Annotated in this window: 13 protein-coding genes and 1 pseudogene; 7 read left to right on the forward strand and 7 right to left on the reverse strand. The window is 36.6% G+C overall.

Going from position 1 to position 17,178, the window contains the following annotated elements; genetic code table 11:
* A partial coding sequence (locus tag CK510_RS31685; protein WP_158224884.1) for a hypothetical protein occupies positions 1-262 on the forward strand: 262 nt, incomplete at its 5' end.
* A 429-nt stretch (positions 263-691) separates the two neighbouring features.
* On the forward strand, positions 692-1,069 hold the full coding sequence (locus tag CK510_RS11440) for a hypothetical protein (protein WP_095721824.1): 378 nt from the start codon (positions 692-694) through the stop codon (positions 1,067-1,069).
* A gap of 54 nt (positions 1,070-1,123) precedes the next feature.
* Here CK510_RS11440 and CK510_RS11445 read toward each other — a convergent pair whose 3' ends face one another.
* From CK510_RS11445 to CK510_RS11460, 4 genes and pseudogenes are all read right to left on the reverse strand, one after another.
* Complete coding sequence (locus CK510_RS11445) at positions 1,124-1,582, reverse strand: hydrogenase maturation protease (protein WP_095721825.1); 459 nt, start codon at positions 1,580-1,582, stop codon at positions 1,124-1,126.
* A 34-nt stretch (positions 1,583-1,616) separates the two neighbouring features.
* Positions 1,617-2,276, reverse strand: coding sequence for a histidine phosphatase family protein (locus CK510_RS11450; protein ID WP_095721834.1), 660 nt, complete (start codon positions 2,274-2,276; stop codon positions 1,617-1,619).
* Between the two features lie 164 nt (positions 2,277-2,440).
* Entirely contained in the window at positions 2,441-2,869 is a 429-nt protein-coding gene (locus CK510_RS11455; protein WP_095721826.1) for a hypothetical protein, read from the reverse strand.
* A gap of 453 nt (positions 2,870-3,322) precedes the next feature.
* A pseudogene (locus CK510_RS11460) lies at positions 3,323-3,493 on the reverse strand (nickel-dependent hydrogenase large subunit); the annotation flags it as partial.
* Between the two features lie 65 nt (positions 3,494-3,558).
* Between CK510_RS11460 and xisF the strand changes: the two are divergent.
* Positions 3,559-4,983: a fdxN element excision recombinase XisF gene (gene xisF, locus CK510_RS11465; RefSeq protein ID WP_095721827.1), complete on the forward strand. Its 1,425-nt coding sequence runs from the start codon at positions 3,559-3,561 to the stop codon at positions 4,981-4,983.
* A 423-nt stretch (positions 4,984-5,406) separates the two neighbouring features.
* Here xisF and CK510_RS11470 read toward each other — a convergent pair whose 3' ends face one another.
* Positions 5,407-5,730 (reverse strand): WYL domain-containing protein, encoded by a 324-nt coding sequence (locus CK510_RS11470; protein WP_245912076.1) that lies wholly within the window; start codon positions 5,728-5,730, stop codon positions 5,407-5,409.
* Positions 5,731-6,018: 288 nt separating this feature from the next.
* Here CK510_RS11470 and CK510_RS11475 point away from each other — a divergent pair, with 288 nt between their 5' ends.
* From CK510_RS11475 to CK510_RS11490, 4 genes are all read left to right on the forward strand, one after another.
* The gene (locus tag CK510_RS11475; RefSeq protein ID WP_158224885.1) at positions 6,019-6,708 is read left to right on the forward strand and encodes a phytanoyl-CoA dioxygenase family protein; all 690 of its coding nucleotides are present in this window, start codon (positions 6,019-6,021) and stop codon (positions 6,706-6,708) included.
* A 1,275-nt stretch (positions 6,709-7,983) separates the two neighbouring features.
* Positions 7,984-9,105, forward strand: coding sequence for an N-acetyltransferase DgcN family protein (locus CK510_RS11480; RefSeq protein WP_095721830.1), 1,122 nt, complete (start codon positions 7,984-7,986; stop codon positions 9,103-9,105).
* 37 nt (positions 9,106-9,142) lie between these two features.
* Positions 9,143-10,243, forward strand: a complete 1,101-nt coding sequence (locus CK510_RS11485) for an alanine/ornithine racemase family PLP-dependent enzyme (protein WP_211293171.1) — start codon at positions 9,143-9,145, stop codon at positions 10,241-10,243.
* A gap of 417 nt (positions 10,244-10,660) precedes the next feature.
* A complete protein-coding gene (locus CK510_RS11490; RefSeq protein WP_095721832.1) occupies positions 10,661-15,451 on the forward strand; it encodes a DUF4011 domain-containing protein in 4,791 nt (1,596 codons plus the stop codon).
* A 78-nt stretch (positions 15,452-15,529) separates the two neighbouring features.
* Here the strand turns inward: CK510_RS11490 and CK510_RS32730 are convergent, their stop codons facing one another.
* Together CK510_RS32730 and fdxB are read right to left on the reverse strand one after the other, a co-directional pair.
* Positions 15,530-15,697, reverse strand: coding sequence for a hypothetical protein (locus tag CK510_RS32730; RefSeq protein WP_211293172.1), 168 nt, complete (start codon positions 15,695-15,697; stop codon positions 15,530-15,532).
* A gap of 755 nt (positions 15,698-16,452) precedes the next feature.
* Positions 16,453-16,746, reverse strand: a complete 294-nt coding sequence (gene fdxB, locus CK510_RS11495; protein WP_095721833.1) for a ferredoxin III, nif-specific — start codon at positions 16,744-16,746, stop codon at positions 16,453-16,455.
* Between the last annotated feature and the right edge of the window lie 432 nt (positions 16,747-17,178).

Genomic DNA, 17,178 nt, shown 5'->3' on the forward strand with positions numbered 1-17,178 from the left:
AGGTTATTTGGTTAATAGTCTAGATAGAGTGATATCTCTAGCTAAAACTGATAAATTCGCTTATCAGCTATTGTTTAAAAATCAAGTTCAGCGACTGAATCGGATTCTTAATATAGCACTAACTGCGACAGAAACACAACTTACCCAATTATATCTGCTCAAAAAATATATCTCTTTGAATGATGAGACTAATTATTTTGAACAGGATTGGTTTGCCCAAAATAGTTTTCCAGAGAAAATAATCTCGACTGTTTGCCAATAAAGCCATTAAAAAGTTTCAAATTTTCCGGAAGTTAGATATATCTGTAGAAGATTTGTTCAGGCAATCTTCCATCCTAAGTTTTCATTAATAGTTGGTTCTAACCATAAAATTTTTGCAATTTTTCTTTGCGATTTTTAAAATAGCTTGGACAAGCAAAGTTGACCAAGAATTGGTTGTGAATCGCTTTTATAACAAAATCAGTTAACTTAAGCTGGTTATTTGCGAGTGCATCAGGTTTTGGCTGGATATATTTCAATCTTCTTTGTATCGGTGCTTTTCTTCCTATCTCTCGTCGAGAAAATTAAATATTATCGTTTGAAGATAGAGTGTGCATTTGATAACAATGAAATAAAGAATTTATGGAATATAGAGGAATATTGTTCGCGATTGTAATTCAAAACTAATTAGAGGAGATTAAGCGAGGGGGAAATGGCAAAGTACTTCTTTAACGACGAAGATTCACATCCATCTCAATTAACATCAGCAGATATCATTCTGCGTCAACAGCTTGAATATTCGATAAGTAAATACTTCTATAATGGGTGCGATCGCACTATTAAGGACTTACTTTCTGACTGTCGTTGGTATGTTAAAACCATTGATGGTACGTTGACTTTAGTGATTGAGTGTCCTGACCAAATTACCAATTGGCAAGTCTTGCGGAAGATGGCACCAATGGCAAAATTGCTCAAAAAAGTTGTGAGTAGTGGAAAAATTCGTATCTATCCACCAGAAGCGCAAGGAATCCCATTTGAAATGCGCGTTGATGAACTGGAAGTTTATCGAGAACATCAAGAAGGTGCATAAAAATTAGGGCAAACAACCGTTTGCCCCTACATTATTCTTGATTTCAACCTGTATTTAATTCAGCAGACTCACAATTTCTTCTATCACAAAATTTGCAGCTTTTTGGACAGCAGGGGTTAAATCCCAACCAAAGCCGAGATTTTCGGCTTCGATTAGATATACTGTCACATCTTGGGGAAAATCCTGCTGAAATATTTTTTTGCCAGATGCGATCGCATGATCCCAACGAAAATTATGTAAGCTGTAACTCGGTTCGGGTAAAGCTTCCAATTCTGTACCAGGAACTTTATATACTGCTCCTGGTTGGGAACCTGTCGAACTTGCATCAATAATAATTAGCTTTGTGCTTCCACGTGCTTGAAACATTACCTCCATTCCTGATGTTCCACAGTCGTAAGCACGCACGTCAGGATGGGGGTTTTCTATTAAATATTGCTGGAGACGTTGAGCGATAATTACACCGACTCCATCATCACTGCGGTTGAGATTTCCACAACCAATTATTGTGAGCATAAGAGATTAAATTTATATTCAATTAAATCTACATTCAATCAGCATTATTAAGAGCAGTTAAATCAAGTAAATGAGAAGTTAATATTCCACCTATCCAAATATTTTGATTCTGTGTTTGCAAGTTCAAAATTGCACCATTAGGAATATTAAAAAAATCTAGCGATATATGAACTTCCCGCATACTTTTGGGGGTAGCTTCAACCGAATTAAAAATTAGCGACCACAAAAATGCTCGTATAAACATTCCATGAGTAAATATGACGACAAATTCATCTTGTAAATCTCGAATTTGTTTTTGTAAATTATGTATACGACTCATCATTTCCGCAAACGATTCTGCTCCTTCTCCATCTACATAAAAAGGGTCATTTTGTTGCCAATATTCTTCAGCCATCGGTTTTCTTTCAGCAAGTGTTGTGTTTTTACGTCGTGCTGTTGCTAAATAATTAAATTCCTCAACTTGCCATTCTGCTTGTGGAACTGAAGAAAATCGCTCGATGGTTGGTTGAGCGGTTTGTTTAGTACGTACGAATGGTGAAGTAACTATCAATGAAGGCTGTTGTGACAAAGATAAGGCTATTTGCTTGCCTTGCTCATGTCCTTTTTCAGTTATCTTGATATTTGCTTGTTCATCGGTAGGAAAACCAGCGTTTGCTTCACTTTCACCATGTCTAATTAACCACACTAGTGTCATTATTGCCCCCATTCCTCAATGGTTGTCTGGGAATCCTAGCATGAGGATGGGTAATTTGGTTGATAAATGGGTAGCAGAATGGGAAAAAGTCCGGTAGAGATGCAATATAGTCGAGCATCTCTACATACCAATTTCTGCTAGGAATGAAAAATATTAGCCTAAATTTAAGCTTTTAAATCAACATCATGTTTCTGGGCAATTTCACACAATTTATCAAACTGTTCTTGTGCTGCTTGAGTTAATTTTTCATCTATGGGTAGTATATTTTTTTCACCTTTAGGAACTAAGTATTTTACATAGAGTGAAATAAAATCTACGACGATTGGGATTCCTGTCAAAGCATTGGTATCAGCTTGTTTCCCTGCTGCAAGTATTGCCATTCCACCTGCAATTGAGTTTCTTGTTGCTTGTACGAACTGGTCAACAAGTTCTTCAATGTAATAAGCTGGTGTTAAATTTGCTAATTTACTTTCATCTACAATTAGTTCAAATCCAGCTTCTGTAGCTTGTTCTATTACGCACCATTCTGTAAATTCTTTTAATGCTTCTTCGGGGAGACGAGGAAGATACGAATGTAATTCAAATTCAGACATTTGTTTTCCTTAATTAATATAGGACTATTTTGATTTCTTGAACAAAATTAGGTATTGTGGGATGGGTTCTGACTTCCGTCAAAATCACTATTGTTTTACGATTTGGTGCGTTACCGTATTTTTTCAAAAATCAAAGCACTGATAATTGATGACCAATAGCTAATGAAGTGATGCTTTCAGATACTAGTATTAAAGATTAACCTTTATGGCAAAATAAAATAGTAAATTTCGCTACTGATTTTAGTTGTGATTTTTAGTTGCAAATTTGTTGATTAATGGAAATTTTAGGTATTTATTCCCAGTTACTTTTTGGGAATCAGTGACTTACAGAAAATAAAATATTCCAATTTAGAGACTATCAATCATACTAATAATTTGAAGGATGGGGAAACCCCACCCCTACGATTGGAAACACTTTATTTTTTGGTGTTTACCAAGGTGTTTTAAACCTGCTTATGCGGTTCTAAAACGGGCTAATTCTTCCCCTGTTTTGGCATCGTGAGCATGAACTGTGCAAACTAAGCATGAGTCGAAAGAGCGTGCGACATGTCCGACTTCGATTGGATCGCGGGGGTTTTGAATTGGTGTACCAATTAGAGCTTCTTCTATTGGTCCGCGTATCCCTTAGGTCTTGCTGAATAACACTATAAAGATTATCCTTGGGAAATGGAAAGTATTGATGAGAAAATATGCGCGATTTATCAAGAGCGTTGGGATATTGCCGGGTTTCAACCCAGAGACAACATACAGAGGGACATGGATTGGAGCGTTATATCGAACGACTGAAGCAACATGGTTTGAGGGATGAGCAGATATACTGGGACATTGAAAGTGGTGCTAGTGAGAAGCGGGCTGGTTATAACAAGGTATTATCTGAGGTGCGATCGCGGAAGGTAGATCAAATTATCGTTCCTTGTTTCGACAGATTTACACGCTCTCCATTGGGTTGGGAACAAGCGAAGAACGAATTATTAGAGTTTGGGGTTGAATTAATTTTCCTCGATGGTGGTAGCTTAGATTTGGAGACACCAGAAGGTTTATTTACCAGTAGGATATTAGCTGCTATGTCTGCACAAGTCCGAGATAAAAACCGTCATAACTCGATTCAAGGACACAGATTTTATCAGGAGAAACGCAAAATATATCAAGCAATCTTTGGTTTTGTTAAAGATGGTGATTCTATCAAACCCAACTTAAATTTATATAAAAATACAAATAAAACCTATTGCGAAATTGCCCTAGAGATGATTGACAGGTTTTTGGCAAATGGGAACTTAACACAAACCGTGCGCGAGATGTGTGACAATTACGGCTTAGAGCGAGTTAGTCATTTAAATCATTTGGATTTTCCCCATAATTCAACTTCCTTTAGAAGATGGATGGAAAATCCTCTGATTTGTGGAATGTTGCGTTACTACGGAGAAGACAAAGAAAAAACCCTAGTACTAGCTTCCGAACATCAAGGTATCATTAGTATTGAAAAATTTAATCAGATTGCGGCAATTTTAAGTAAAAACCCTTGTGGGAGAAGGGAGTACCGAACTAACCCTTTGGTATCACTTTGTTACTGCGGTGTTTGTGGAACAAAAATGAAAAAAATCACCAGCAAAGTCAAATCGGCTAGTGGGGAAGCCTATGAGAATAATTACTTGCGGTGTAATGGGGCACATCCAACTGCTGGTAAGAAAAAAATTTGTGATTACCGAAAATACTACCAACGAGACGAAGCGATCGCAGTTTGTATTACCAAAATCAAAGAGAAAGCATCCGCGATCGCAAGTAGTCTGATGGACAAACCAGAACAGGAAGAAAGTGTTGAGGTACGGGAATTAAAACAACAAATCTTGACTCTGAAGCAACTAAACGACACAGACTTAAAAAGCGCGATCGCATTTAAGCAACAAAGACTAGAGAACCTTTGCAACCAAAAAGAAGCTTTTGCTGCCTCAGATGCATCTAGGTATGAATTGTACGAAGATATCCTCAAAAATGACTCCCTCTGGGATAAATTCTGCGATCGCGAACTAACGGTAATTTTTCACGAATTGGTGGAAAGGGTTGTTTGCTTGGAGGTTTCCGGGGTACAAGCTTTTTCCGTTATCCTTAAAGATTGATTTTGTTCAGCAATATGCCTTTCGATTGCATCGAGGAATATTTTCCGGCATTTTTCACTTAACTGCATAGAGAAATCCTTGTAGCGCTGATTTTAGATTACTCGTTTGCCAAAAAAGTTCTGTTAGTTGCGATCGTAATTGAGTTAGGGAACACCAAAAATAAATTCTCCACAATTGTAGGGGTGGGGTCTCCCTTACAAAGGTAGGTATTTTGTATTTGGTCGTTTTTTGTCTATTTCAGACTACGCTCAAATCCTGAAACAACGAAACCTCGTTAGGTAGTTGAGAAAATTCTCAACTATTTCCGAGATTAAAAAAACCCTACCCTTGAAAGGTGGGGTCTCCCCACCCTTAATGTGATAGTGTTGGTAAGTATATGATTTGAAGATTTTATTTTCTGGAAGTCCCTTACTGACCAAAACCTCAATCAATTCGATATTTATCAATTAATCTTTGTGCTGCTGAGACATGTTTTTCTGCCAATTCTAATGGTGAAATGATTATTGCTGCATCGATATAGCGATGTACCCACAATAAAAACTCGTCGAAGGAACGTCGCGGTAAGGGTACAGTATAATCAACTTGCAAAATTTCCCCGGTTAATTTATCTTTTACTGGTTTCCCTATTTGCTGATTTGGATGTCGTCGCTCGCCTTCGAGGATAAATGCGGCAACGGGAGGGTAAAATCTAACTCTGACGGGAATTAATTCCAATTCTCCGCAAAAGTCGATTGGTTGTTTCGGCAAACTCAGGTTCCTATTAACGTAGGGGCAATAATTGAATGGAAACTCCGAACGCGCCAAAAACCTTATTATTAAGTCCTCTAACTATTAGACAGGGAATTTATTCCCTGGCTGGCTCTTCTGGCTGATTTTTCAAACACCCTCTAAGAAAGCGGAAAGCACAGAGCGCAACGTTGAAGCAAGCTACATAACGAAATTTTTGCTGGGTTAATGCTAGTGTTCTATGAGTATAAAATATTGAAATTGTTTATACCAGCTTGTGTATATAGCCTCAATTTAACTAGTCAAGAGATGACTGAAATTAAAGATAAAATATTTGATGATATATTACCAAATTATCCTCAAAAACTATTATTAAATCACTTCATCAAAGCAATTATTAAGAAAGATTTAGGTTCATTTCTCATGACATTATTGCAATTGTCTAAAAGACATTTCAATATGGAAAGACACTTAGATTCAGACATGATTATGCAATTATGTCAAGATGAAAACTTATTAGAGAAATTAACCGCACATTTAGGAGAAAATATATTATTATGGAGGTCTGAAATTTGGGTCAATTATCCCGCTAAACAAATGATTCCTTATTGGCATCAAGATGTTTATCCTAACTTGGTTAAAGGTAAATCTAAAAATATTTATGCTTATATTGCTTTAACAGAAGTTAATGAACACAATGGTTTTGAATATATCCCAAATATTTATCAGGAACATTTTCGTATAAAAATTACCGATCCTTTTAGTGGTAATAACCTGTTTGAAATTCCTGAAGAGATAAAAAAAATAGCAATTCCTGTGGTATTAAAACCTGGTGAATTTGTCTTATTTACTGATGAGCTTATGCATTGTTCTTTACACAATCATAGTGGTAAAATCCGCATGTCTTTAGCCTTAAGATTCACTCCATCAGGTACAGAAGTTGTACAAGGTTATACTTCTAATTATCACCAGCCAGTAACTTTGCAATTGAAAAAATAGCTAGGGATTTCCAAAAAAATAAAATATTCTCACCGTATATACTGAAAACGGTTAAAGATTAGACTTTTTATCTGCCAAAACTGATATTTCTAAGCCTCTCCCCTTAGTAACTACGGTGTACACACAAGTACTTGAATTTCCCCACCACCCTAACCCTTTCAAGGGTAGGGTTTTTTTAATCTCGGAAATAGTTGAGAATTTTCTCAACTACCTAACGAGGTTTCGTTGTTTCAGGATTTGAGCGTAGTCTGAAATAGACAAAAAACGACCAAATACAAAATACCTACCTTTGTAAGCCACCCTAACCCTCCCCTTGCTAAGGGGAGGGAATTAGACTTTTTATTTTCCCCTCTTGGAAAGGCAGGGCTGATTCATCCCCTAAAACACCTTAAAAATCAAGGGTTCTAGCAATTTAACACTGGTTATTTTGTTACCAGCGTGTCGAGAAAACGCACAAAACTACGGATACCTGAGTGCTTAAAAGTTCATTTAATTGTCACCCTTACTTAGGCATTTATCGCTAACTATCTTGACAAATCCTGTTTAAAAGGGAACGAAACAGCCCTGGGGGGGTTAGGGGGGATAATTTCCGGGATATGAAGGGAATCAAACTTGTGTATACACCCTAGCCTTACTAAGGGGAGAGGGGTTCTATATTAGTCAACTTCTAAGATGTTTGTAGTATAGATAAACCTCGTCTATCTTGAGAACTGTAGTTTTCCATAAAGACCTTGAGATTGCTACCCTGCGGGTAGGCACGAAGTGACTTCCGAAGGTAGCCGTTGGCGAAGCCTTCTCGGAGAGTAGCGTCTACCTTACGTCGCAATGACGTATTTGAATTGCTAAAAAAACTCCGGGTTTCATCATGGACGAGCTTTAACAACTATATCATCTGAAAGGGTGGGGAGACCCCACCCCTACAATTTTGGATAATTTATTTTGGCTTTTCATTGTATTTTTATCCCTCTCTACCACTTCGCGAACGAGAAAGCAAGCTACGTAGGGGAGAGACGATTAGTTTATAGCAAAGAGGTTCCATGAAAATCACGTTGTGTTAATGTAGTGTGTTAAAATAGATAATGAATCGAAGTTTACAGAAAAATTCTGTAATTTAAGCTAAGTCGAGCTTTAACCAAGTCAAAACAACAATCGATTCAAATCAAATCATCAACTATCGTTTAATTTTCATCTCGATTTAAGACGCTAATTTCCTTGCCAACGCACCAGTCCAAGTGAAATTCAGCGAGGGTATATTCCATTTTGAATAGGTTACTTATGTCTTTCGTGAAAAAAACAGCCTTGGTTTACTGCGAAAATCAATTTGGCTTAATGGACGGAAAAACAGCCGCAGGTTTGGTTAGACACTCGGAAACTTATGAGATTGTTGGGGTTATTGATAGCTCATTAGCTGGTAAAGATGCAGGGGAAGAATTAGATAGCAAAAAGAATTATATTCCCATTTTTGCTAATTTAACTGAAGCTTTGGGTCATTTGCCAAAAGTGCCAAATTGCTACATCTACGGAAAAGCTCCCTTAGAAGCTTGTATATCTATTGAAGAAAGGCTTCTCATCTTAGAAGCTATGCAAAAAGGAATGGATATAATTAACGGTTTGCATGAGTTCTTTTCTGAAGATAGAGAGTTTATCCAGATGGCACAAGAGTGCGGTATCCAAATTCAAGACATCAGAAAACCGCCAAACTTAAAAGATTTACATGTTTTCACAGGTGAAATATCCAAAGTAAATGTTCCTGTAATTGCCATGTTAGGAACAGATTGTGCTTGTGGGAAAATGACTACCGCAGTGGAACTAAACAAAGCCCTAAACAACCTGGGAATAAAATCGATCATGGTTGCGACAGGGCAAACCAGTTTAATGCAGGGTTCAAGGTATGGAGTTGCAATTGATGCACTCGTTTCCCAGTTTGTGATTGGTGAAATAGAAAATGCCGTTCTCCAAGCATTTGAACAGGAAAAGCCAGATATTATTTTAGTTGAGGGACAAAGTGCAGTCAGTCATCCTGCCTTTATGGGTTCATTAGCGATTTTAAAAGGAAGTATGCCCGATGGCGTTATTCTCCAACATCCACCTGCGAGACAATTTCGCTGTGATTTTCCGCTTTTGAAAATGCCCGCTATTGAAAGCGAAATTCAACTAATTGAGGCAATTTCCCAATCTAAGATAATTGCGATCGCATTAAGTCACGAAAACTTAACGAACAAACAAGTTGAAACGACTATAGAGGATTATGAACAGCGTTTGCGATTGCCAACCACAGATGTATTAAGCTACGGATGTGAAAAACTTGTGCAAACTTTATGCGATCGCTTTCCCAAGCTGAATCAAATTATCAAACGAAAGCATTCAGAAACCGTTCCTATACTGGCAATGGGTTAGACGCTGAACATTTAAATATAAATGTATGAACGCGTTTATGCCAAGAATAGAAATCGCCCTATCCCAGATACGGCATAATGCTCAGGTATTATCCGAACTTTATGGGCAAAAAGGCATTTCCTTAATGGGAGTCTCCAAAGCAGTACTAGGAAATCCCGCGATCGCTTTAGCAATGATTCAAGGTGGAGTCAAATTTATAGCCGACTCTCGCATTGAAAATATTCAAAGAATGAAAGATGCCGAGCTATCGACGCAGTTTGTCCTGCTACGCACTGCTTTAAGTCAAGCGGAAGCAGTTGTACTCAACGCGGATATTAGCCTGAATACGGAAATTGACACAATCGTAGAACTATCACGTTATGCAAACATCCATCATAAAATTCACCAAATCATTATTATGGTGGAATTGGGTGACTTGCGAGAAGGTATACTTCCTTGTGACCTTTATCAATTCATTAAAAAAGTCCTTTCCTTGCCCCATATAAAAATCATTGGATTAGGCTGTAATTTAGCCTGCTATGGTGGGGTTAAGCCTGATAATCAAAAAATGGGTATATTGTCTGAATTAACTGACACAATGGAAAAAGAATTTAAAATCAACTTGAAAATAGTTTCCGGTGGAAATTCAGCCAATTATGAATGGTACGAATCAGCACGGGAAGTTGGACGCATTAACAACCTGCGTTTGGGGGAATCGATTCTTTTAGGTCGTGAAACCACTAATCGCAAAGCCATTCCCGGAATGTATACTAGTGCTTTCAAGTTGATTGCCGAAGTGATCGAATCAAAAGAAAAGCCATCTTTACCCTTTGGAGAAATTGGTCAGGATAGTTTCGGTAACATTCCCAGTTTTCAAGATCGAGGCATTCGTCGAAGAGTTGTTATTGCGCTAGGAAAACAGGATACTTTAATATCTGGCTTAAAACCCTATCGCGATTTGGAAATACTCGGTGCTAGCAGCGATCATCTGATTCTTGACAGCAAAAACTGTTATTTAAAGATTGGAACTGAAGTAGATTTTAGCCTGGATTACGGTGGCTTGCTTGCGGCAATGACTTCTCCATTCATCAAAAAACAGTTTGTCCAGAGAGTTAGAGGAGAGAGCGTAGAATTCAAAAGAGATTTATCCCTTTTCTGATTTTCCAAACCCATCAACTTCCCACATCACCAACCATACATTTAATCATATCATTCGCGAGGGTGGGAAGAGGGTGGGGAGACCCCACCCCTGCAACAATTTGGGCAATTTATTTGTTGATGTTTTCTAACTGGGAATAATTTTGTACTCACCCATGTTGGTAAACAACAGCACAGAATGGTCGTTTTGACTACATACGCTCCGAACCTGGTTCAACCCATACACCGTACACCAATGGGGGTTGTATGTTCTTTTTTCGCACCTCAATGGATGATGAATATTCGGATTTAGTAGAAGTTGGAGTTTAGTTATTGCTGAGTCTTGCTCTCAAAGCGGAAGTTTGAAACGTCAATTATACAATCTCATATAAAAATTGCTAGTATATTATACAACCGCTCTACCTGGTAAAATACTAGTATGCAACAGTCTACTTCTGACTTTCAAGAAAACTTTGTTAAAAAAATTGCCAAGTGGAAAGCTGGATTGGCTGATTTGGGAAGGCGAAATCCTCTCATCAAGTTTAAGGAAGATAGTCCCCGTACTTTGGAAATAGTCACAGATGAACCAGAAATTCTCTTCCATAACCTGATAGAAGGCAAGAAAAAACTTAAGTTTCAAATGCTTGATAGTGACAATCAAGATATTATTCAGTCGAGAGAAACTAGAGCATTACCAGCAGACAAAAATCCTCTCGAATTAATAACTAAGCAAACTGGTAATGAGCGGCTAAAACGGCTTAAAAAATTACGTAGTGAAGCTAAAAGGTCATTTGAAGAACGAGGTGTGAACAGCTTATTTATAGCGATTGGAACCTTAACTTGGTACGACAAGGATAAACCAGAAGATGCTTTGCGATCGCCACTAGTTTTAGTTCCTGTAGAGTTAATTAAAGAACCTAGACAAGATATTTATAAGATATCCGTTTTAGACGAAGAGATTGTATTAAATCCAACTTTGGCACAAAAATTAAAGCAAACTTTTGGTATTGAGCTTCCAGAGCAAGAAGCTATCCAAGGATTAAATTATAACGAGATTATTGACGAGATTAGAGAGCTATTAGCAGAACAAAAAACCTGGGAAATTAAAGAGAATGTATTTCTCTCATTATTTTCCTATGCAAAAGCTGCAATGGTTCGGGATATTACTGAAAACGAAGCTCTAATTTTTGCTCACCCAATTTTACAAGCAATTATTGGCGATTTAACTACATATCAATCTAATTATAGAGAACCTTTAGCTGCATCTACTCTAGATCCAAAAATTAAACCTGAACGAATATTTCAAATTCTTGATGCTGATTCTAGTCAGCAGGTTGTAATTGAAGCCGCAAAATCTGGTTCTAGTTTTGTGGTTCAAGGTCCACCAGGAACGGGAAAAAGTCAAACCATTGTGAATATGATTGCTGAACTGATTGCTGATGGCAAATCAGTTTTATTAGTTGCAGAAAAAGAGACAGCTTTAAGTGTCGTTTATAAACGTATGGTTGAATGTGGTTTAGAGCATATATGTCTAAATCTCCATCACAGTGGAACAACAAATAAGCGCGTACTTATAGAAAACTTATCGAAAACTATTGAATATCTTGAGCAAATTTATAGTGTCGAAAATGACTATATTTTCTTTGAAACGCTTGTTTCTACACGTCAATCTCTAAATTCATATCTTACCAGTTTACACGTCAAAGAAAAACCTTTAGATAAATCACCCTTCGAGATATTTGGTGAGCTTTTACAAAAAGAACGGGAAGCAGTTCCCAGCATCAATATCACATTTTCTAACTTCAATCAATGGAATCCTACTAGATTACAAGAAGCAAAAGATTTATTAAATCAATTAGCACAATTTTTGTCTTTCTTTAAGAGAGAGAAAACAACTATTTGGGCAAAAAGTTCTCTAAACTCTTATTCCTATGATCTGGAGTTGCAAATTAGGGAGAAAATAGAGGAATTTCAGCAAGAACTTTCTTCAATAAAAAATATTAATCAACAATTACAAGTAACTCTAAAAATTCAATCTTTGTCGAATTTGGAGTCTTTAGATAAGTGCGATCCAGCCCTATCACATATAATAAAAGCTCCCTTAAACTTACCAGATAACTGGGTTAGAGTCGATGTAATAACTGCTCATAATGTCCTTGCGATTTTAAAAACAGATGTTCAAGAGATTGAAAAAAATAAACTTTCGCAAGAAACGCAAAATTTACTCGATCAGCTTTCTTCATTTCTACCCTTTTTAAGAGGAGAAAAAACCACTATTTGGGCACGAAGCAATTTAAATACTTGCTCTGAGATACTGGAATTAGAAATAAAAGAGAAAATAAGAAAGCTTCTACAAGGAATTTATTCTACTCAGGCAATTAGCCAACAGATAGAAGTAATCTTAAGGATTGAACCATTGTTGAATATGAGGTCTATAGAGAATAGCTATTCTGCTATTCAACATATATTGAAAGTTCCATTGAGTTTACCAGATAATTGGATAGGAGTAAATATTGCACTTGCTAAGAATGCTTTTTCTATTCTCAAAAAAGATGTTCAAGAAATTGAAAATCATAAACGACATCAAGGAAATCAAAATATATTCTTAAATTTATTTAATTTTTTTGGTAATAATAAATATAACTCCATTCAACTTTTACAAAAAAAACTGCATCAAATTGATTACCCCGCTCGTCAAGTTTTTGGTGATTTATTTAATCCAGAAATTTCGAGAGAAGCCGATTTACAAGAAATTGAAAAAGCTTTAAATTGGCTAATTGAATTACAAAAATATTCGCTTCCTATTGATTCCGTTCAAAATATTCTAAATTCCTCTTCTATACGACGTAGTTTAGCTGAAATAGTTGAGCAACTTGAATACCTTATTGGGGATATTCAGAAGGGTATAGATTTCTTGTTTTCGTACTTTAATGAGAATGATATTATCGGGCAATATAAACCTCGTAACCAAATTTTATTTGGCGAACTGCTAACTTTTTTAAATTTGGCTGAATCTGACTTGCCTGAATTCCGCGAATGGTTGACATACAAAGAAATATATAAGCAATTAGAAAACTTAGGAGTTCAAAATTTCTTAGATGCTTTAAGAGAAAATAAACCAAATCCGATTTTAATCATCAGGAATAAGTTACGTGATATTAACTATCCTTCTCGTAAGACTTTTGGGAATTTATTTGATCCAGAAGTTTCAAGCAAAGCTGAGTTAAAAGAAATTGAAACAGCTTTAAATTGGCTGGCTGATTTACAGCAGTATTCGATCAATCCTGATTCTGTGCAACAAATTATAAATTCTCCTGCCAAACGACGCGAACTAGATGAATTAGTCAATAAATATAAGTCAACCCATAATAATATCAGGCAAGGATTAGACTTTCTACTGTCGCACTTCGAGGAAAGTAATATCACAGATTCTTACTTACCTCGCAATCAAATTACTTTTATTGAACTAGAAAGCTTCTTAAACTTAGCTCAATCTGAACTGCCTTACTTTCAAGAATGGCTGACCTATAAAGAAACTTATCAGAAACTCGAAAATCTGGGAACTACTAAGTTCTTGGATGCTTTGCGTGACAACCAAATTGAACCAAAATTGTGGTTTACAGTTCTCGAAAAGCGGATTTATCAAATATGTCTTGATGCTATTCTTGCTGTAAAGCCTGAGTTAAAGAACTTTAATATTGAGGTACACGAACGACAAATCAAAGAGTTTTCCAAACTAGATTATAACCAACTAGATGCTGCTAGAAAACGTTTAAAACAGCTTCACGTAGAACGCTGGCAAAATTGGGAAAAAACATCACTTGCTCTAACTGAGTTACCAAATCTGCAAAGAGAAGTGAACAGAAGAAGACAACATTTGCCCATCCGTAAACTCCTCAACGACACACAAAGAGGGACACCAAATTTAGTTAAAGCGTTAAAACCTTGCTGGATGATGAGTCCACTTTCAGTTAGTCAATATATTGATGCTAATGTGGTACATTTTGATGTTCTGATTTTTGATGAAGCATCACAGCTTCGCACAGAAGATGTTGTTCCCTCGATTATTCGTTCTAATCAAGTTATTGTGATTGGGGATAAAAAGCAACTTCCCCCCACATCATTTTTCTCAACTGGAGACAGTGAAGAGGATATTAATGATGAGGATGATGCAAGCTATGAAAGTGTTTTGGATGAATGTTCAAATTTTATGTTTGGACGCACATTGAAATGGCACTACCGCAGTCAAGATGAGCGCTTAATAACTTTCTCAAATAAGTATTTCTATGACTCTGAATTAGTAACATTTCCCAATCCGGTTCAAAATCCAGATTTAGGAGTATATTTTAAGCATGTTCCTGATGGTATTTACGATCGCGGTGGACGCAGAGATAATCAACGTGAAGCAGAAGTTGTTGCTCAGTTAGCTTTAGAGCATTTTCAAAGGGTTTCCGAACAATCCCTTGGTATTATTGCATTTAGCGAAGCTCAATCTGATGCCATACAGGAACAGTTAGAAATCTTAGCAAAAAAACAAAAAAATTCTAATTTTGATAAATTTTGCAGCGATAACTCACCTCAGTTTTTTCTCAAAGCTTTAGAAAACGTTCAAGGTGATGAAAGAGATGCAATTATCCTCAGTATTGGCTATGCTCGTGATTCTCAAGGTAAGTTTACTCTCAACTTTGGTCCCTTGACTAAACAAGGTGGAGAACGACGCTTAAATGTAGCTGTAACGCGAGCAAAATGCAAAATTACCCTAGTTTCTTCTATCATTGCGGGTGACATCGATTTAGCGCGCAGCAAAAGCGAAGGTGTAAGATTATTACGCGATTACTTAGTATATGCGGCAAGTGGTGGTGAACGACTCGAAGGTAATCTTTATACCGATAAGCTTAAATTTGACTCCCCATTTGAAGAAGATGTTTACCATACCTTAGTCGAGCTAGGATATGTTATTCGTAGCCAGGTGGGATGCTCTGGGTATAGAATTGACCTGGCAGTTGTTGATAAAAACCACCCAGGAGAGTTTTTGTTAGGGATTGAGTGCGATGGTGCGTCCTACCATAATACCCCGACAGCGAGAGACCGCGATCGCTTAAGACAACAAGTGCTGGAAAAACTAGGTTGGAATATTCACCGTATTTGGTCAACAGACTGGTTTCGTAACAAACCTGCTCAAGTTCGTCTGTTGAGAGAAAGGATACAAGAACTGCAAAATAATAGATAACTACCTTAATTGCCCAAAAATTTTCTCAAATTTGTATCCATCCACAGATCCAAACCAAAATATCCCACGTATATAACTTTAGATGAGCGGCGATCGCGCTGGTTTGGCAACAGGTTTATATTTTGGCGGAATGGGTACAGCTAGCGCGATAGTGTCAATTCTCCGGCAAGCAGCAACCCCAGTTACCCCTATTGTTGAATTTTTCTGGTGTGGGATTTCATTTGCGATCGTATTAGAGTAAGCCACAAAATGAATGATCCTGTGTTGTCATGCTGAGGAACGTAGGCGAAAGACTTCCCGTTCGCGTTTCGCGTTCCGTTGGCGTAGCCGCCCTCTTAGGGCTAGGTAGGGTAGCATCTCAGTATGTGGGCTAAACTTCAGATTCTAGCCTACGCGTAGCTTGCTTCCACGGAGTGGTACGCCTTCTCGTCGAGTAGCGCATACGTTCCGTAAAACTCCACTCAGAATGACAAATTATACCTTCCAAAACTTTTCAAACATGCTGTCAATTCTGTAAGCTTGATTCCGAGAAAATATAATCGAGAAAATGTAATCGAGAAGATGTAATTAAACAGAATTTGACTTATTTAGTTGTGACACAGATAAATGTTCTAATGGCTAATTTTCACGTTTTTTTAATATATTCTACATAAAAATTAAAGTTATAAAATATTAAATTTATAAAATATGTGAATGCCAATATCCCGCGAATATCCCTGACTTCTTGGAGAAATCAGGGATATGAAGAGATTTTCTTATATTTATTTAAATTTTATTTAAATCAATTATGTAAAATCAGAGAAAATCAGGATTTACGATTTAGTTGATAGAGAACATTCCCCTTAAAATAGAACCAAATGAACTATTCTAATAGATAAATGGATTGCCGAAAAATCGTAGCACGATAATTTCATAATCCATAATCTCTAGTTCATAATCTATAATTCCAAATCTTGCCAAGCGGAATTACCTAAACCCAAAGAAATAAGATATCTTAGCACTTAATTTTCTATTGATGCATGGGTATAGCAATTTTTAGAACAAATCTTTGCACATGCTTCGCAACCAATACAGTTATCAGCATTAGCAACAGTCATGACTTTCTTTTCGATTTCGTCGTCATCCTCATCTTCAACAAATTCCCCTTCTTCATTCATTGCCTTTAATACCAAGACGTTATGTCCACAGATTTTAAAACATCTGCCACAACCGATACATTTCTCTTGGTCAATTTCTTGAACAAATTTAGGAGTCCAAGTTTTACCACCGAATGTTAATCCTGTTAGTGTAGCCATTATGTGTAAACCTTCTGTAATCTGAATCGGATTTGTTTGTGAGGTTTTACCCTCTTCTTAGTGCATTGTTGCTTCTCTGTTTTTGATGTTAACAAATGATTTTCAATCAAATGGTAACATTTATGGCTCAAGTTAATCTATGGCATTTATCTGATTTATTTTATCTTTCTAGTTGCAATTTTATATTAGTAAAATCTAGTTACTTAATAACTCAATGTACAAGTTATCATTGGCAAATTATTGATGGCTATAAACTTTATAGTAATAGTTATTGATGATGCTAAATTATAAAAGTAAGTATATCTTTAATTTTTATTCTTCTTTCTCATTTATGTTTACTCGATTATGATTGAGTTTGTGTACAAGTCAATCGTAAAAATATTGAAATTATCGAAAATAATCATGCAGTAATTCATACAAATAATCTATTAA

The sequence above is a fragment of the Brunnivagina elsteri CCALA 953 genome (genome assembly GCF_002289455.1).
Taxonomy (GTDB): domain Bacteria; phylum Cyanobacteriota; class Cyanobacteriia; order Cyanobacteriales; family Nostocaceae; genus Brunnivagina; species Brunnivagina elsteri.